The 17,942-nt window shown below is 57.5% G+C and carries 18 protein-coding genes; 8 read left to right on the plus strand and 10 right to left on the minus strand.

Annotated features, from left to right (window positions below):
• Positions 1 to 36: 36 nt before the first annotated feature.
• A complete protein-coding gene (gene mutS, locus GTF44_RS00290; protein ID WP_171558974.1) occupies positions 37 to 2,676 on the plus strand; it encodes a DNA mismatch repair protein MutS in 2,640 nt (879 codons plus the stop codon).
• On the opposite strand, the gene GTF44_RS00295 is transcribed toward mutS, so the two are convergent.
• Positions 2,673 to 3,242 carry a nucleotide exchange factor GrpE gene (locus GTF44_RS00295; RefSeq protein ID WP_145213693.1) on the minus strand — a complete coding sequence of 190 codons (570 nt, stop codon included), beginning with the start codon at positions 3,240 to 3,242 and terminating at the stop codon, positions 2,673 to 2,675. The two genes, mutS and GTF44_RS00295, sit on opposite strands and share 4 nt — an antisense overlap.
• An 11-nt stretch (positions 3,243 to 3,253) precedes the next feature.
• Positions 3,254 to 4,318: a heat-inducible transcriptional repressor HrcA gene (gene hrcA / locus GTF44_RS00300; protein WP_171558977.1), complete on the minus strand. Its 1,065-nt coding sequence runs from the start codon at positions 4,316 to 4,318 to the stop codon at positions 3,254 to 3,256.
• A 122-nt stretch (positions 4,319 to 4,440) separates the two neighbouring features.
• On the opposite strand from hrcA, the gene rph reads away from it, so the two are divergent.
• From rph to hemW, 3 genes are read left to right on the plus strand one after another with little or no spacing between them, the layout of a single operon-like run.
• The gene (rph, locus tag GTF44_RS00305) at positions 4,441 to 5,154 is read left to right on the plus strand and encodes a ribonuclease PH (protein ID WP_171558980.1); all 714 of its coding nucleotides are present in this window, start codon (positions 4,441 to 4,443) and stop codon (positions 5,152 to 5,154) included.
• A complete protein-coding gene (rdgB, locus tag GTF44_RS00310) occupies positions 5,155 to 5,766 on the plus strand; it encodes an RdgB/HAM1 family non-canonical purine NTP pyrophosphatase (protein WP_171558983.1) in 612 nt (203 codons plus the stop codon).
• Complete coding sequence (gene hemW / locus GTF44_RS00315; protein ID WP_171558985.1) at positions 5,753 to 6,916, plus strand: radical SAM family heme chaperone HemW; 1,164 nt, start codon at positions 5,753 to 5,755, stop codon at positions 6,914 to 6,916. The genes rdgB and hemW overlap by 14 nt, the downstream gene beginning before the upstream one ends.
• On the opposite strand, the gene GTF44_RS00320 is transcribed toward hemW, so the two are convergent.
• From GTF44_RS00320 to hemJ, 7 genes are all read right to left on the minus strand, one after another.
• Complete coding sequence (locus GTF44_RS00320; protein WP_171558988.1) at positions 6,913 to 7,812, minus strand: ParB/RepB/Spo0J family partition protein; 900 nt, start codon at positions 7,810 to 7,812, stop codon at positions 6,913 to 6,915. The genes hemW and GTF44_RS00320 overlap by 4 nt on opposite strands.
• A gap of 8 nt (positions 7,813 to 7,820) precedes the next feature.
• The gene (locus GTF44_RS00325) at positions 7,821 to 8,612 is read right to left on the minus strand and encodes an AAA family ATPase (protein WP_171558991.1); all 792 of its coding nucleotides are present in this window, start codon (positions 8,610 to 8,612) and stop codon (positions 7,821 to 7,823) included.
• A complete protein-coding gene (rsmG, locus tag GTF44_RS00330) occupies positions 8,605 to 9,231 on the minus strand; it encodes a 16S rRNA (guanine(527)-N(7))-methyltransferase RsmG (protein WP_171558994.1) in 627 nt (208 codons plus the stop codon). Before rsmG ends, GTF44_RS00325 begins: the two co-directional genes overlap by 8 nt.
• Entirely contained in the window at positions 9,228 to 11,093 is a 1,866-nt protein-coding gene (gene mnmG, locus GTF44_RS00335; protein ID WP_171558996.1) for a tRNA uridine-5-carboxymethylaminomethyl(34) synthesis enzyme MnmG, read from the minus strand. The genes rsmG and mnmG overlap by 4 nt, the downstream gene beginning before the upstream one ends.
• 11 nt (positions 11,094 to 11,104) lie before the next feature.
• Positions 11,105 to 12,394 (minus strand): tRNA uridine-5-carboxymethylaminomethyl(34) synthesis GTPase MnmE, encoded by a 1,290-nt coding sequence (mnmE, locus tag GTF44_RS00340; RefSeq protein ID WP_171558999.1) that lies wholly within the window; start codon positions 12,392 to 12,394, stop codon positions 11,105 to 11,107.
• A gap of 27 nt (positions 12,395 to 12,421) precedes the next feature.
• The gene (gene rho / locus GTF44_RS00345) at positions 12,422 to 13,693 is read right to left on the minus strand and encodes a transcription termination factor Rho (protein WP_145213662.1); all 1,272 of its coding nucleotides are present in this window, start codon (positions 13,691 to 13,693) and stop codon (positions 12,422 to 12,424) included.
• 131 nt (positions 13,694 to 13,824) lie between these two features.
• Positions 13,825 to 14,280, minus strand: a complete 456-nt coding sequence (gene hemJ, locus GTF44_RS00350; protein WP_145213659.1) for a protoporphyrinogen oxidase HemJ — start codon at positions 14,278 to 14,280, stop codon at positions 13,825 to 13,827.
• Positions 14,281 to 14,696: 416 nt separating this feature from the next.
• Between hemJ and GTF44_RS00355 the strand changes: the two genes are divergently transcribed.
• Genes GTF44_RS00355 through dnaQ form a run of 4 tightly spaced genes read left to right on the plus strand, consistent with a single transcriptional unit; the run spans position 14,697 to position 17,395 of the window.
• A complete protein-coding gene (locus tag GTF44_RS00355) occupies positions 14,697 to 15,293 on the plus strand; it encodes a nucleoside triphosphate pyrophosphatase (protein ID WP_171559002.1) in 597 nt (198 codons plus the stop codon).
• Positions 15,290 to 16,123: a shikimate dehydrogenase gene (locus GTF44_RS00360; protein ID WP_171559005.1), complete on the plus strand. Its 834-nt coding sequence runs from the start codon at positions 15,290 to 15,292 to the stop codon at positions 16,121 to 16,123. The genes GTF44_RS00355 and GTF44_RS00360 overlap by 4 nt, the downstream gene beginning before the upstream one ends.
• A complete protein-coding gene (gene coaE, locus GTF44_RS00365; RefSeq protein ID WP_171559008.1) occupies positions 16,120 to 16,713 on the plus strand; it encodes a dephospho-CoA kinase in 594 nt (197 codons plus the stop codon). The genes GTF44_RS00360 and coaE overlap by 4 nt, the downstream gene beginning before the upstream one ends.
• The gene (gene dnaQ / locus GTF44_RS00370; RefSeq protein WP_171559011.1) at positions 16,706 to 17,395 is read left to right on the plus strand and encodes a DNA polymerase III subunit epsilon; all 690 of its coding nucleotides are present in this window, start codon (positions 16,706 to 16,708) and stop codon (positions 17,393 to 17,395) included. Before coaE ends, dnaQ begins: the two co-directional genes overlap by 8 nt.
• Here dnaQ and secB read toward each other — a convergent pair whose 3' ends face one another.
• Positions 17,396 to 17,902, minus strand: coding sequence for a protein-export chaperone SecB (gene secB / locus GTF44_RS00375; protein WP_145213643.1), 507 nt, complete (start codon positions 17,900 to 17,902; stop codon positions 17,396 to 17,398). It abuts the gene before it with no gap.
• Positions 17,903 to 17,942: the final 40 nt, after the last annotated feature.

A 17,942-nucleotide genomic window follows, 5' to 3' on the forward strand; every position in this document is an offset into this window, starting at 1 on the left:
TTTGTAGGTTGAACGCCACCGGCCAGGGGGACGCAGATGACCGCGCAAGTCACACCGATGATGGCGCAATATATGGAGATCAAAGCGCAGCATCGCGATGCGCTGCTCTTCTATCGCATGGGCGATTTCTACGAGATGTTTTTCGACGACGCCGTGGCCGCCGCCGAGGCGCTCGATATCGCGCTGACGAAACGGGGAAAGCATAATGGCGATGATATCCCGATGTGTGGCGTCCCGGCCCATTCCGCCGAGGGGTATCTGCTGACGTTGATCCGCAAGGGCTTTCGCGTGGCCGTTTGCGAGCAGATGGAAAACCCTGCCGAGGCGAAGAAACGCGGCTCGAAATCGGTTGTGAAACGCGATGTGGTGCGTTTGGTCACACCCGGAACGCTGACGGAAGACAGCTTGCTTGAGGCGCGGCGACACAATTTCCTCGCTGCTTATGCAGACGTTCGTGGCGAGGGGGCATTGGCCTGGGCCGACATTTCGACCGGCTCATTTCAAGTGATGGCCTGCCCGCTGGTGCAACTGGCACCGGAACTGGCGCGCCTTGCCCCGCGCGAAGTATTGGTCTCCGACGGGTTGGCGACGGAACAGCAAGATCTGATCGCTGAGAGCGGGGCCTCTGTCACGCCTTTGTCACCAGCGAGCTTTGACAGCAGCTCTGCGTCGGCTCGGATTCAGTCTCTATTTCAGGTGAAAACGCTCGATCCTTTCGGGTCTTTCACCCGGTCCGACCTCTCTGCCATGGGCGCGTTGATCGACTATTTGGAGATCACGCAGAAGGGCAACCTGCCGCTCCTCCGCCCACCAGCGAAACAAAGCGCCGGGCGGATCATGCAGATCGATGCCGCAACTCGGCGCAATTTAGAGCTGACCACGAGCCTCGCCGGCGGGCGCACAGGAAGCCTAGCGGCTACAATTGACCGGACCGTCACGGCGGGCGGCGGGCGTTTGTTCGAGCGGCGCCTCTCCAGCCCATCCACCGATTTAGAGACGATCATCAATCGCCATGATGCGGTGAGCTTTGCTTTAGACCACGGCGCAAAATCGAGCGATATCCGCACGGCGCTCCGCCAGGTGCCGGATTTGGACCGCGCGCTGTCCCGGCTTGCATTGGATCGGGGTGGACCCCGTGATTTGGCGGCGATCCGGAATGGGTTGGCCGCCGCCATGCAACTTGCCGAGCTGTTCGCAGGCATGGATCTGCCCGACATTCTCTCTTCTGCGGCGGCGGATCTGCGCGGCCATGAGGCTTTGGTCGAACATCTTGAGGCGGCTCTGGTGGCGGACCCCCCGCTTTTGGCGCGCGATGGCGGGTTTATCGCCACCGGCTACGATGATGACCTCGATGAGGCGCGCACTTTGCGCGATGAAGGCCGCGGTGTGATCGCCTCCATGCAAGCGGATTATGCCGAGGTGAGTGGCATTCCGTCTTTGAAGGTCAAGCATAACAACGTCCTCGGCTATTTCATCGAAACCACGGCAACACATGCCGAAAAAATGCTCTCGCCGCCGCTTTCCGAACAGTTCATCCATCGTCAAACCACCGCGAATGCAGTGCGCTTCACCACGGTCGACCTTTCCGCGCTTGAGACGAAAGTCCTCAACGCCGGCGGGCGGGCGCTCGGCATCGAAAAGACCCTATTCCAGGCGTTGCAAACCGAAATCCTGGATCATCACGCGCAAATTGGTCATACAGCGCGTGCTTTGGCCGAGCTTGATGTGGCGACGGCCCTCGCCGACCTGGCCCGTGAGAAAGACTGGTGCCGTCCAACCGTGGATCAGTCCCGCTGTTTTGTGATCACAAGCGGTCGACATCCGGTGGTTGAAGCCGCGTTGGCGAGTGAAGGTCAACCTTTCATCGCCAATGGCTGTACTTTAACAGCCGCTGAAAATCAGGCCGCGATTACGCTTCTGACCGGCCCTAATATGGCGGGTAAATCCACCTTCCTTCGCCAAAATGCATTGATCACGATCTTGGCGCAAATGGGGAGCTTCGTGCCCGCGACCAAAGCCCATATCGGCATCGTCAGCCAGGTGTTCAGCCGGGTTGGCGCGTCGGATGACCTGGCCCGTGGACGGTCAACCTTCATGGTCGAGATGGTTGAAACCGCCACGATCCTGAACCAGGCCGATGATCGGGCGCTGGTGATCCTTGATGAGATCGGGCGCGGGACGGCAACCTATGATGGGCTTTCCATCGCCTGGGCGACATTGGAACATCTTCACGCCGCCAACAAATGCCGCGCGCTTTTCGCGACGCACTACCATGAGATGACCAGCCTCGCGGGACGGCTCGATGGGGTGGAAAACGCAACGGTTGCCGTCAAAGAATGGGAGGGCGAGGTGATTTTCCTCCACGAGGTGCGCGAGGGTGCTGCAGATCGGTCTTACGGCGTGCAAGTCGCCAAGCTGGCCGGGCTGCCTGCTTCTGTCGTCGCGCGAGCGCAAACCGTGCTGGAGGAACTGGAGCGGGGAGACCGGGAAGGCAGCAGCGGCAAAGATCGCCTCATCGACGATTTGCCGCTATTCGCCGCGACGCCACCGCCGCCATCGGCACCTGCAAAGCAGTCCGCCGTCGAAGAGCGCCTGAAAGACGTTCATCCAGACGAGATGACCGCCCGGGAGGCGCTCAACTTGCTCTATGATTTGAAGGCCGCGTTGAAAGACTAGCCAGCAGGTGTGGAAGACACGCCAACCTGCGCCGGGCGCAGCAACCGATCATGCAGCATGAAGCCCTCGGCCATCACTTGGATGATCTGACCGGCCGTCGTTCCCGGCACCGGTGCTTCAAACATCGCCTGATGCTGCTGCGGATCGAACTGATCCCCCTCTTCCGGCGCAATCGGCGTCATCCCGTGCTTTGAGAACACATTCAGAAGCTCGCGAAGCGTCAGTTCGACACCATCGATAACGCCGCCCGCAACCGCACGCTGATCATCATTCACGGCATCCAGAGCGCGGCGAAGATTGTCATAGACCGGCAGAAGATCGCGCGCCAAACGGGAGCCGCCATAGTGCTCGGCTTCACGCCGGTCGCGCTCTCCACGTTTCCGCATGTTTTCCGAGTCGGCAAGCACCCGCAAAAGACGGTCTTTCAACTCGTCACGTTCCGCTTTCAGCGCGTCAACCTCGGTCACCTCAGGGTCAAACGCCCCTTCAGCTTCCAGCATCGCGTCGAGATCTGCCTCAATCTCATCCACATCATCCAGGAATGGATCTTCCTTCGGATCTGCCATGTCTTACCCTTTTAACCCCGGTCGGAGATCAGCTTCCCGACCAGCTGTGCCGTATAATCCACGATCGGAACAATCCGACCGTAATTCAGGCGAGTCGGGCCAATGACCCCAACCGCACCCACAATCTTTCGGTCGGCATTCATATAGGGAGACACCACCAGAGAGGAACCCGAAAGTGAAAATAACTTGTTCTCTGAGCCAATAAAAATGCGCACGCCATCGCCGCCCTCGGTCAGCTCAAGAAACTCGGCGATGTCCCTCTTGCGTTCAAGGTCGTCAAACAGGGTTCGGATGCGATCCAGGTCGTCCGTCTCGGGTGCATCGTCCAGCAAGTTCGCTCGGCCCCGGACAATCAATCGTTCGGTCCCGTCGCCCTCATTTTCCCAGATCGCCAGGCCGCTTTCGATCAGACTGCGCGCCAAACTGTCGATCTCCTGTCTGCGGGCCACGATCTCCGTTTCCATCACCTTGCGAAGGGCTTGAACGGTCTTCCCCTCAGCCAGTGCATTCAGGAAATTCGCCGCCTCGCGCATCGAACTTGGCGTTTGCCCAGGTGGTGGTCGGAACAGACGGTTTTCCACGTGGCCATCACCAAAGACCAACACGACAAGCGCTTGGTCGGGAGAAAGAGACACAAAATCAATATGTTTGATCGGGGCCTCATGCTTAGGCGCCAGCACCAAGCTCGCCCCATGCGTGACACCGGAGAGCGCGGAGCCGATTCGATCCAACATCGTTGTGACGTCGTCAGAATTGCCGCCTAAAGTCGCGTCGATCTTGCCCTGATCCTCCGCGGTCAGGTCGCCAACCTCCAGCAACCCGTCGACAAACATCCGCAAGCCCAGTTGCGTCGGAACCCGGCCCGCAGATACATGCGGGCTGTCGAGCAAACCCAGATACTCCAGATCCTGCATCACATTGCGGATCGTCGCCGCGGACACTTGCTCCGACAAGCTGCGCGTCAATGTACGCGACCCAACCGGCGCGCCTGAGTCGAGATACCCCTCGACCACCCGGCGAAACACCTCGCGGGAGCGATCATTCATCTCGGCAAGAATGTTTGACTGATCCGTCATTGGTCACCGTCATTCGCAGAGCCGGGCCATTAAGCGGTGCCCCGTCGCCAAGGTCAATCGGGGTTGCGCATCGCCGTCCCCCCGGACTATCCCACGGGCACATTATCTCCACGGAGTCAGATATGCGTCCTTCCGGCCGAAACCTAGACGAGCTGCGCCCCATTTCCATTGAAACTGGCGTGACCGCGCATGCCGAGGGCTCTTGCCTGATCAAATGCGGCAACACGCATGTGCTTTGCACTGCGTCACTTGAAGAACGCGTGCCGCCGTTTCTGAAAAATACCGGGCTGGGCTGGGTGACAGCCGAGTACGGCATGCTGCCGCGCGCGACCCACACGCGGATGCGCCGCGAGGCAACAGCGGGCAAGCAATCGGGCCGAACGCAGGAAATTCAGAGGCTCATTGGCCGGTCGCTGCGGGCTGGCATTGACCGGGTTGCGCTCGGGGAGCGTCAGATTACGGTCGATTGCGATGTGATCCAGGCTGATGGCGGAACCCGTTGCGCCTCGATCACCGGGGGTTGGGTTGCCCTGCGGCTGGCGGTGAACAAGCTCATGGCGGCGGGCGATGTCCTCTCTGATCCGATGACAGATCATGTCGCCGCTGTTTCATGTGGCGTTTATGCCGGGCAGCCGGTGTTGGATTTGGACTATCCCGAGGATAGCGAAGCCGGAACGGACGCGAATTTCGTGATGACCGGGAATGGCCAGATGATTGAGTTGCAGGCCAGCGCCGAAGGCTCGACCTTCTCCCGCGATCAGTTTGCGGAGCTTTTGGCCCTCGCGGACAAAGGCGTGGCCGAACTTGTGGCCGCTCAAGCCAAGGCAACTGCTTAAATGCGCCGCTTCACAGGCAAAACGCTCCTCATCGCGACCCATAATCAGGGCAAGTTCGAGGAGATGCAGCATCTTCTGGAGCCCTTTGGCGTGACCGTCACGTCGGCCAAAGACCACAATCTACCCGAACCGGACGAAACCGGCACCACCTTCGTCGACAACGCCCGGCTTAAAGCGCATGCGGCGGCGCAAGCAACGGGCCTCCCGGCACTGGCGGATGACAGCGGGATCGAGATTGATGCGCTGGACAAAGCGCCGGGCGTTTACACCGCAGATTGGGCGGAAACGGCCAATGGACGCGATTTCGTCATGGCGATGACCAAGACCCATGACATGCTGGAAGAACGACAGGCGGCGCATCCGCGGACCGCACGGTTCTGCTGCACGCTGGTTCTGGCTTGGCCAGATGGGCATGACGAGGTGTTCCCCGGCGTGATGGAAGGTCAAGTGGTCTGGCCGATGCGCGGCGATCAAGGCCATGGCTATGATCCGATTTTCCAACCGGACGGTTACGACCAAACCTTTGGTGAGATGGATCGGTGGGAAAAGAACAAGATCAGCCACCGCGCCGATGCAACCCGCAAGCTGGTGAGCATATTTGAGCGCGCCTGATTGGCAGAATGGTGGCTTCGGCCTCTATCTTCATTGGCCGTTCTGCCAAGCCAAATGCCCCTATTGCGACTTTAACTCCCATGTTTCTGCGGAGATTGATCAAGCGCAATGGCAACAGGCTTATCTCTCCGAAATCTCGCGCGCGGGGCAAGAAACCGGCCAAAGAACCTTAAATAGTGTCTTTTTTGGAGGCGGAACGCCGTCTCTGATGTCACCTGACGTGGTTGCCGCGATCATCGAGAAGATCCGCGAAGCTTGGCCTGTCGCCAATGACTTGGAAATCACGCTTGAGGCCAATCCCACGTCTGTCGAAGCAGGCCGGTTTGATGGATTTCGGGACGCCGGGGTGACACGGATCTCGATGGGGATTCAGGCGCTAAATGAGAGTGATCTCAAGGCGTTGGGGCGGTTGCATTCGGTTAAAGACGCGCTTGAAGCCTTTGATATCGCTCGGTCCGCGTTTGAGCGGGTGAGTTTCGATCTGATCTATGCGCGACAACATCAGAGCCTAGACGATTGGCGGAAGGAACTGAAACAGGCTCTGTCATTGGCCGTTGACCACCTATCTCTCTACCAGCTGACGATTGAGGACGGCACCGCCTTTGGCGATCGTCACCGGATCGGGCGCCTTCCCGGGCTTCCAACGGACGATCTGGGCGCCGATATGTATGATCTCACGCAGGAGCTTTGCGACAAAGCCGGATTTCCAGCTTATGAAGTGTCTAATCATGCCGCCGATCTCGCTCAGTCACGCCACAACCTGATTTACTGGAGATGTGGAGACTACCTTGGAATCGGCCCAGGCGCTCATGGCCGTCTCACATTTGACGGCCACCGTTTCGCGACCGAAACTGCGCGCCACCCAACCGCGTGGCTTGACCGCGTGGCGCAAAATCAGAACGGTGAGTTAGACCGCGTCGAGATCACGGCAGAGGATCAAGCGCAGGAATATCTGATGATGAGCCTCCGCTTGACCGAGGGCACAAATCTGGAGCGCTTCGCGCGGTTGAATGCCTCGCCAATCGATCCCGAAACGCTCAATCGACTATGCGATGATGATTTCTTGGAGGTGTCCGGCCATCAACTGAAAACGACCTCGAAAGGCCGCCCAGTCCTAAACGCGATCTTGCGGGAGCTCTTGATCACCTAACCGCGATTCAGTATCCGGACGATATCATCAAGCTCTGCCAAGTCTTTGTATTTAATTGATAATTTTCCAGACCCTGCCTCGCCTTCATGATCGATGCTGACCTTCATTCCGATCGCGGCAGACAGATCTCCTTCAAGGGCCTTCGTGTCCGCATCTTTGCTCGGACTGTGACCACGCTTGGGCTGGCTGCCAAATGCCTGAGACTTTGCCAGCCGCTCAACATCCCGCACCGACAGGGCTTTGGAGATCACCTTGCGCGCCAGTGACAAAGGGTCTTCTGCGGTGATCATTGCACGGGCATGGCCCGCCGAGAGCTGACCGTCGCGCACGAAACCTTGGACCTCCTCCGGCAGCGTCAAAAGCCGCATAAGATTGGCGACATGGCTGCGACTCTTCCCCATCGCTTCCGCAAGTTTTTCCTGCGTATGGCCAAAACGGTCCATCAACTGACGATATCCCGCCGCCTCTTCCATCGCGTTTAAATCCGAACGCTGAATATTCTCGATAATCGCAACTTCCAAAACCTCCGTATCATCGAAGTCTCTGACAATAGCCGGCACTTCATGTAGCTGCGCGCGCTGCGCGGCGCGCCACCGGCGTTCGCCAGCAACAATCTGATACTTCTCGCTGGCGTTCGGATCAGGCCGCAAGATCAAGGGTTGGATCACACCTTTCTCTCGGATCGAGGCCGCGAGCTCCTCGAGCGCTTCTTCGGTGAAGACCCGCCGAGGTTGGTCCGGGTTCGGTTGGATATGTTCGATCGGAATCTGGAGTTCAGAGCGGCGCGGCGCCTCCTCAGCTCGAGCCTCCGCAGCGCGTTCGGTCGCTGGCTCAATGTCGGCCATCAAAGCTGACAAGCCGCGTCCCAGACCGCGTTTCTCCTTCTTCGAGCTCATATCGCCTCCTATGCCGATTGTAGTTCTCGGCTCAGCATTTCTTGCGCCAGGTCGCGATATGCCAGGCTTCCGCGCGACATCGGATCATATTGCAAAACCGGCATCGCGTAAGATGGTGCTTCACTCAACCGGACATTTCGCGGAATGCGGGTTTCGTAGACCAAATCGCCAAGCGTTTCGCGGGCATCTTCTTCGACCTGGTGCGAGAGATTATTGCGCTGATCATACATGGTCAGCACAATCCCCTCGATCCGCAGGCCCGGGTTCGCCGTCTGCCGAACTTCGCGGATCGTCAGCATCAGTTGCGAAAGCCCCTCCAGCGCAAAGAACTCCGATTGTAGCGGGACCAGAACGGCATCTGCCGCAACCATCGCGTTGACCGTCAAAAGGTTGAGCGACGGCGGACAATCGATCAGAACAATATCAAATCCTTTGGTGGCTTGATTGCTCAAGCTGTCTTTCAACATAAAAACGCGGTTTTCGTTGGAAACAAGCTCGATATCGGCAGAACTCAGATCTGTCGTGGCGGGCGCGATCCAGAGGTTTTCTTGCCCAGTTTCGCTCACAATATCTGAGAGAGGAGTCTCCTCCAGGATCAGATCGTAGGTTGTGAGATCCCTATTTCGGCTATCAATCCCAAGCCCGGTTGACGCGTTTCCCTGAGGATCAAGATCAAGAATCAAGGTGCGTTGACCTTCGAGGGCCAAAGCGGCCCCCAAATTGATCGCGGTCGTTGTTTTACCGACACCGCCCTTTTGGTTGGCGACGGCGATGATCCGGGCACGGTGGTGATCAGGCACGGGAAAGCTCTCCTATCCGATAGATCACGGCATTGGGGGCAGTTTGGCTGGCAAATGTCGTCACGTCCATGTGCCATTCTGCGCGGGCTGCGTCTAGCTCCGCCGCATGCGATTCACCCTTTTGAAACAGGCAAACCCCGCCGGGCGCCAAATGTCGGTGCGATAAGTCGCAGAGCCGAGACAGCGGCGCCAGGGCGCGCGCAGAGATGACATTTGCGGATTGGAGTGGCGCATCCTCGATCCGTCGTGTCAAAACCGCGATCTTCAGGCCGGTTTGCCGAGCAACCTCCCTCAAGAAGCTCCCCTTCCTAAGGTCGCTTTCAATGAAGCCAAACCGAAGTTCTGGCGCTTTCTCCGCGGCCAAAATGGCACAAACCAGGCCCGGAAAACCGCCGCCGCTCCCTAGATCAAGCCAGAGACCGGTATCGACTAGGCGATGGGGGAAAACCTGCGCACTATCAAGGAAGTGCCTTTGCCAAAGATGATCCACCGTCGCGGGAGCAATCAGGTTGATCGCCTTTTGCCACTTCACCAACGCGGCGGCATAGGCCTCTAGCCGTTCGAATGTTTCACGTGAAACATCGCGAGCAATGAGGGCGCGCGCGTCGTCTTCCGTCATGCGGATTTGCGCTCGGACTGGCGGATTTTCGTGAGTAAAAGCGTCAAAGCGGCTGGAGTCATCCCATCAATTCGACCGGCCTGCCCTAAGGTTCGGGGCCGAACTGTCACCAGTTTGCCTTTGAGCTCGTTCGACAGCCCGTCAATTCCCTCAAACGAAAACCCATCCGGTATCAACAAGGCTTCGTCTCGTTTTAGCGCCGCGACATCCTTTGCCTGGCGCTCTATGTATTTGGCATAGAGAGCCTCGCGGCCAATCTGACTCCGGATTTCTTGATCAAGCTCCGTCAACTCCGGCCAAATCTGATCAAGCGTTTCCATCTGAATGTCTGGAAACGCCAGAAGATCAACGGCCTTCCGTCGAACGCCGTCTTGGTTGATCCGCAACCCGTGAGAGCGCCCTTCGGTCGGCGACAACGACAGAGCATCCATTTGGGCATATCCCGCCGCCAAACGGTCCATCTTCTCGGAAAACTTCTGCTTTCGCGCGTTGGTGATGATCCCCAAATCATCTGCGAGAGGGGTGAGCCGCTGATCTGCATTATCTGCACGAAGCGTCAATCGAAACTCAGCCCTTGATGTGAACATCCGATAGGGTTCCGTAACGCCACGCGTTACGAGATCGTCAATCATCACACCGATGTAAGCTTGGTCCCGGCCCAAGATTACCTCGTCTTGGCCCAATGTCGTCCGCGCTGCGTTCAAGCCGGCAACCAACCCTTGCGCAGCGGCTTCTTCATATCCCGTCGTGCCATTGATCTGCCCCGCAAGATACAACCCGGGCACCTCTTTCACCTGAAGCGTCGGTGATAGGGCGCGCGGGTCGACATAGTCATATTCTATAGCATAGCCAGGCTGCGTGATCTCTGCGTTTTCCAGGCCTCTGATCGAGTGCACATAATCATCCTGCACTTCGACCGGAAGTGACGTCGAGATACCATTTGGATAGACCACATCGCTCTCAAGCCCCTCTGGCTCAAGGAAAATCTGGTGAGACTCTTTATCCGCGAAGCGCACGATCTTGTCTTCGATCGACGGGCAATACCGCGGCCCAACACCATCAATATGGCCGCCATACATCGCCGAACGATCAAGATTGGCGCGAATAATCTCATGGGTTCGCACATTCGTATGAGTGATTCCGCAGCTGATCTGCCGCACAAAAGGGCCATCAGACAGGAAGGAAAACATCGCCGGTTCTGCATCCGCCGGCTGATGGTCCAGGATATCCCAATTGATACTCTGGCGCTTCAGCCGGGGCGGCGTTCCCGTCTTCAGGCGCCCAAGCGGCAAACCAAAACTGTCGATCCGTTCTGCCATTGGAATAGAAGGCTTGTCACCGATCCGCCCGCCTGGGTGTTGCTTATCACCAATGTGAATCACACCCCGTAGAAATGTTCCTGTCGTCAGAACGACCGCACCGGCACGAATTTCCGACCCATCAGCAAGAGATAAGCCGCAGACGCGACCGTCTCTCATCAGAAAGTCGACCGCTTCGCCTTCGATAATCGACAGACGCGCTGTATTCCCCATGACGTCTTGCATCGCCTGACGATAAAGCGCCCGATCGGATTGCGTCCGCGGCCCCTGCACCGCCGGGCCCTTGCTGCGGTTGAGAAGACGGAACTGGATGCCTGATCGATCCGCCACCTGCCCCATAGCACCGCCAAGAGCATCGATCTCCCGGACGAGGTGCCCCTTACCCAATCCGCCAATTGCCGGGTTGCAAGACATGGTCCCAATTGCGTCTCGCCGCAAAGTCACCAACGCGGTCTCGGCGCCAGCGCGGGCCGACGCGAAGGCCGCATCGCTTCCGGCATGACCGCCACCTACGACGACAACATCAAAGTCCCAGTGTTTCACGTGAAACACTCCTATTTCCCGATGCAAAAACTGGCGAATATCTCGCCAAGAACCGCTTCAACATCAATCCGGCCAACCAGACCATCCAGCCGCCGCACCGCCTCGCGAATATGCTCTGCGGCAAACTCCGCTCGATCCATACCCGATTCGACCTCCGACCGGCTAGCCACCAAAGCAGACAGCGCAGCAACCATCGCATCCCTGTGCCGCGCATGTGTCGCGGTCTCAGCCCGCGCCGCGCGGTTCAAAAGCTGATCTGTGATCTCATTAACCAGATCCGACACACCCGCTCCGGAAAGCCCGGACACACCACCAGATAAACTGGGGAAAAGATCCGCCTTCCCAATACGAACGATATCCCCTTTCTCCAGCTCAATCGGCACGACCTCGTTAGGCGTCGTTTTCAGATAAACGCGCAGGTCAGCTGCCGCCGCTCGATCACGAGCGCGAGCAATCCCGATCTGCTCAATCTGATCTTGGGCCTCTCGCAACCCGGCCGTATCAAGCAAGGTCACCGCAAGCCCACCAAGGTCCATGCGGACCTCGATCACATCCCGCGTTGTTCCAGCGATCTCCGATGTGATCGCCGCTTCTCGACCGGCAAGCGCATTCAGCAAAGTCGATTTGCCGGCATTCGGTGCCCCTAATATGGACACCTCGAACCCATCTCGAATTCGCTCCGCCACATGACTGCCTGCGATCTCCTTGTCCAGGCTATCGGAAACGGCGCTAATCAGCCCCACTACCTCATCCGTCACATCGACCGGCACCTCTTCGTCAGCGAAATCGATTGTGGCCTCCAGAAGCGCCGCGGCTCGCAACAAAGCCTTACGCCACTCCTCAACGACATCGCCCAAACGCCCACTGAAGACTTTCATCGCCAGTCGTTGCTGCGCTTCAGTCTCGGCTTCGATCAACGCTCCGAGTCCTTCAACTTGCGCCAGATCGAGCCGGTCATTCATCAGGGCGCGGCGCGTGAACTCCCCGGCTTCCGCCGCACGGGCCAACCCCGTTTCCGCGAGGGTCGACAACAAGCTTTTTACGACTGAGACACTGCCATGTACCTGAAATTCAACAATATCTTCGCCTGTGAAGCTGTTTGGCCCAGAGAAAACAAGAACCAAGGCCTGATCAAGAACGTCTCCCGTCAACGACCGCAATGTACGAAGCCCGGACCGACCGACACTCGGCAAATCACCCGCAATTAAGCGACCAACCTCGTGGGCGTTCAGTCCAGACACCCGCACAACCGAGACACCCGCACGGCCTGGCGCGGATGCCAGGGCAAAGATCGTATCCATGAGATCAGACCCCTAGGTCGGATAACGTCAGGTGTTCATTGAATCGAAGAATTCCGAATTAGTCTTTGTCTGCTTGAGTTTCGAGATCAAGAACTCAATGGCATCCGTTGTCCCCATCGGGTTCAGAATCCGCCGCAGCACATAAGTCTTCTGCAGATCGCCCTTGTCGACCAAGAGGTCCTCTTTGCGGGTCCCGGATTTGAGAATGTCCATCGCGGGGAAGACGCGTTTGTCGGCAACTTTCCGATCCAGAACGATCTCGGAGTTACCCGTACCTTTGAACTCTTCGAAGATCACCTCATCCATCCGGCTGCCCGTATCGATCAAGGCGGTCGCGATGATGGTGAGCGAGCCACCCTCTTCGATGTTCCGCGCCGCGCCGAAGAACCGTTTGGGACGCTGTAGCGCGTTGGCGTCGACACCACCGGTCAAAACCTTGCCCGACGACGGCACAACGGTGTTGAACGCGCGACCAAGCCGCGTGATGGAGTCCAGCAGGATGACCACATCGCGTTTGTGTTCAACCAAACGCTTGGCCTTCTCGATCACCATCTCCGATACCGCAACGTGGCGCGTGGCGGGCTCGTCAAAGGTTGAGGATACAACCTCGCCCTTTACGCTCCGCTGCATATCTGTGACTTCTTCCGGTCGCTCATCGATCAGCAAGACGATGAGATAGCATTCCGGGTGGTTCTGCTCGATCGAATGGGCGATGTTTTGCAGAATGACGGTCTTACCCGTCCGCGGCGGCGCCACAATCAAGGACCGCTGGCCTTTGCCGATCGGCGCAACCAAATCGATGATCCGGGCAGAGCGATCTTTGATCGTCGGATCCTCGATCTCCATCTTCAGACGCTCATCGGGGTAGAGCGGCGTCAGGTTGTCGAAGGCAATCTTGTGTTTCGCCTTGATCGGATCTTCGAAGTTGATCTTCGTGACCTTCACCAACCCGAAATAGCGTTCGTTTTCCCGGGGTGCGGCGATCACGCCTTCAAGCGTATCCCCGGTTCGCAAGCTGTGCTGTCGGATCATATCTGGCGAGACATAGATATCATCTGGGCCCGGCAAGTAATTGGCCTCGGGCGAGCGCAAAAACCCAAACCCATCCTGCACAACCTCAAGAACACCATCGCCGGAAATTTCCCAGCCATCCTCGGCGCGCTCTTTCAAGATCGAGAACATCATGTCGCCCTTACGCATCGTCGATGCGTTCTCGATCTCGAGCTCTTCTGCCATCGCAAGAAGGTCTTTGGGCGATTTGGCCTTGAGATCGGCCAGGTTCAATGTGGTCTCTGTCATGTCTGGAAAACACCATCAGGGCCCGCGATATCTCAAGCAGGCCGGATCATATAAGAATTGGAAGCGACAGGGCCGGACGGCCCATTGCGCTGCTCACATAGGAACTACGGCCTGCGAAGTCAACAAATCCTTCACATAGGCCGTGCAATGACGGAAACCACGATCACAACCATCAAAAGTGTCGGCACTTCATTCATCAACCGATAGGTCCGACCAGTGCGGGTGTCTGTGCCTGCCAGAAGTTCTTTTCGTCGCAATCCGAGCCAGTGATGAAACCAGGTCATACCCAAGACAGCCGCGGCTTTGGTCCAAGGCCAAATCTCCGCCCAACTGATCACCCCCGGCGTGAAAACCAGCGCTAACCCAAATATCCAGGTGGAAATCATCGCCGGATTCATGATGAGCCGTAGCAGCTTGTGTTCCATGGTCTGGAACAACTCTGCGGTGTCGCCCGCCATACCGACACGCTCCACGTGGTAGACAAACAGTCTCGGCAAGTAAAACAGCCCGGCCATCCATGCGATTACAGAGATCACATGCAGGCTTTTGGTCCAGGGATAGGCGACACTTAGAAAGTCCAAGATCATGGCACGCTCCTTTGCCTCCCAATAAAAAAATAAAGAATAGAAGAAAAGATGATGTTGTGTTTGTGCCGGGGATAACTGGGATAAGTCTGCCAAGCACAGCTTACTCAAGACATCATCCACAAAGCGATATTGCTGCCGCGTGGCACCGGCCAACTATCCACACCCCATCTTTTATTACATTAAAACAAATATTTACCGAGTATTAGTTCAAGGATATCTTTGCATACTTCCCATTGTCCTTCATATCAGGTCTCTCACCCACAGCGATGTGTGGACGATCTACACACGTGGAACAGACATCGCGAAAATACCTCGGATGACGCGAAACAGGTGGTTGCATCCGAAGGCACGATTTATACCCGATTTGACCCACGTGGTTGCCCTGCCAGATATCCCCAGAACCATCCAGTGATCTCATGACCGAAGTCATTCTCGCATCCAGCTCCGCCGCGCGTCAGGCGATGTTGCGTCAAGTTGGTATCCCATTTGAAGCCGTGCCTGCCCGGGTCGACGAAGTCGCGATCAGGCAGTCTCTGGCTGCAGAAGGCGCAAGCCCGCGCGATGTTGCGGACACGCTGGCGGAGTACAAAGCCCGGCGGGTAGCGGAAAGGTTCCCTGATGCCTTGGTCATCGGGTGTGATCAGGTTTTGGAGTTTAAAGGCCAGGTTCTCAGCAAACCGGAAAGCCTCGACGAGGCGAGAGCGCAGCTCCGCTTGTTAAGCGGTGGCAGGCATCAATTACTTTCCGCCGTGGTAGTTTACCAAGATCTCAAACCTGTCTGGCGAACAGTGGGTCAAGTGCGGCTTATAATGCGCCCTGTGGGTGAGACCTATCTTGATGCTTATCTCGCCCGAAACTGGCCCGGTGTTGCGGATAGCGTCGGCGCTTACAAGTTGGAGGAAGAAGGCGCACGGCTTTTCTTGCGAGTCGAGGGTGATTACTTCACTGTTCTAGGGCTGCCACTTCTAGATCTGTGCGGGTTTCTAGTGAATCGGGGGATTATCGAAGGATGAGCAATGACTTGCTTCTGGCCGGCGTTATTGGAGATCCGATCGCCCATAGCAAATCGCCGGTCCTCCATGGGCACTGGCTGAAACGCTATGGTATCGATGGGCATTATGTTCCGCTGAAAGTGGGGCATAAGGATCTGAAGAAATGTCTCCGCTTGCTGCCACGGATGGGATTTCGCGGTATCAATGTGACGATCCCCCATAAAGAGCAGGTTCTGGCTTTGGCCGATTCCGTCACGGACCGGGCCGCGCTTATTGGAGCCGCCAACACCATCACGTTCTTGAGCAACGGGACTATCCAAGCAGACAACACCGATGGGGTCGGGTTCTTGCAGAACCTTCATCAGAACGCACCAGATTGGCGCGCCGACACTGGTCCAGCTTTGGTTCTAGGTGCTGGCGGCGCGGCGCGGGCCATTGTATCCGCGCTTCTCACTGACGGTGCGCCCGAAGTCATCGTGGTCAACCGGACAAGGGCCCGGGGCGAGGCTTTGCGAGATCAACTGGGCGCCCGGGTCAATGTGATGGACTGGACCCGTATTCCGGACCTGCTGCCCGAGATCGACTGTTTGGTGAACACCACATCCTTGGGAATGGAAAACGGCCAACCGCTTAACATCGATCTATCGAAAATTCGACCGGAAGCCCTGGTCACAGATATCGTCTACACGCCCTTGCATACCCCCCTCTTGAACCTGGCCGACGCCATTGGATGCCCAACCGTCGATGGTCTTGGCATGTTGCTGCATCAGGCCGTTCCGGGGTTTGAAAGGTGGTTTGGAAAACTGCCTGAGGTCGATGAAGACCTGCGCCAGGCCGTCCTTTCCGCATGAGTTACCGTCTCGGTCTCACTGGCTCCATCGGGATGGGCAAATCCACCACCGCTGAGTTTTTCCGCGAAGCTAGCGTACCGGTTTGGGATGCCGATGACGCAGTACATCGCCTTTACGCTGCCGGTGGTGCGGCTGTCGGTCCAATCTCCAGTCTCTGCCCTGACGCGATCCAAGACGGTGCCGTTGATCGCGCCGCACTCAAAGCCTGGATAGCGGCGGATGACAGCGCGTTACAGAAGATCGAATCTGTGGTTCACCCGCTGGTCGCCGCTGATCGGGCGCAATTTCTATCGGATCATGCCGACGCGCCAATTCTGTTGCTCGACATACCGCTCCTCTTCGAGACAAACGCCGAGACCTGGCTCAATGGCGTTCTGGTTGTCACCACGTCTCCCGAAGAGCAACGCCGCCGTGTGATGACGCGGCCAGGTATGGATGAAGAGACGTTTCACACCATCCTTGCCCGTCAAACCCCTGACGCCGAAAAGCGTGCCCGCGCGGATTTCGTCATTGAAACGATAAGTCTTGAACAAACCCGCGCGGCGGTTGAGACTCTGATTGCCCAAATCATGGAGCGCCTTGATGCGTGAAATCGTTCTCGACACCGAAACCACGGGATTTGAACCGTCCGAGGGGCATCGCATTGTCGAGATCGGCGCCGTGGAACTGTGGCAGCATGTGCCGACCGGTCGGACCTATCACCAATACATCAACCCAGAACGCGAAATGCCGACCGAGGCGTTTGAAGTGCATGGGTTGGGGGATGATTTTCTACGTGACAAACCGCTCTTTGCGGCAATCGCTCAGGATTTTCTGGATTTCGTCGCAGACGGCGTTTTGGTGATCCACAACGCATCCTTTGACATGAAATTTCTCAATGCCGAACTGGGCTGGGCCAGGAAACCCTTGATTCCCGATACGCAGGCGTTGGATACGCTCGCGATTGCACGACGGAAGTTCCCCGGCTCGCCGGCCTCCCTAGATGCGCTTTGCCGCCGGTTTGGGGTCGATAACAGTGCCCGGGAGAAACACGGCGCGCTTCTCGACAGTGAAATCCTGGCCGAGGTTTATTTGGAGTTGATCGGTGGTCGACAGCCAGATTTCGGACTGACCGCGTCGCCAGTGCAAACCGCGCAAGCGAGTGGCAGTGGCTGGCGGGCTTATGCGCGTCCCGCGCCGTTGGCCAGCCGCCTCTCAGATCAAGAGGCGGCGGACCATGCGAGATTTGTCGAAGAGCTGGGTGAAGACGCTGCTTGGGCGCGCTTCACCTGATCACGCGTCAGCTTTTTTCTGGGCTTCCGCGCGGCGCGCGAGTTCATTGCGATAGATCGCCAGGAAATCCATGTTTTCCAAGTTCAGCGGCGGGAAGCCGCCATCGCGGGTGATGTCTGAGACAATCCGACGCAAGAATGGGAACAACATCCGCGGGCATTCGATCATCAAAAAGGGATGCAACTGCTCTTGCGGCACGTTGTCGACCTGGAAGATCCCAACATAATCCATCTCGATCAGGAAAATCGGCTGAGGCGTCTCATCTTTGGTCTTCGAGTCGATCTTCAGCTTCACAATCACGTCATATTGGTTCTCAGCATCACGCTTGCGCGCGTCGAGCGCCACCTGGACCTGAATGTCGGGCTGTGTCTGCGTCTGGATCGCCTTTTGCGCGGCGATGTTTTCGAAGGACAGATCGCGGATGAACTGCCCGAGAATCTGCATCCGTGGGGGCACCGGTTGTTGCGCCTGTGCTTCGGGGGCGGCGGCGCCGTTTTCTTCGGCCATGAGGAACTCCGATTAATAAGGTTGCGATCCTGTAGCAGCC

Origin of the sequence: Roseobacter sp. HKCCD6576-2 (genome assembly GCF_013179285.1) — a bacterium.
In the GTDB taxonomy this organism is placed as follows: Bacteria; Pseudomonadota; Alphaproteobacteria; order Rhodobacterales; family Rhodobacteraceae; genus Rhodophyticola; species Rhodophyticola oceani.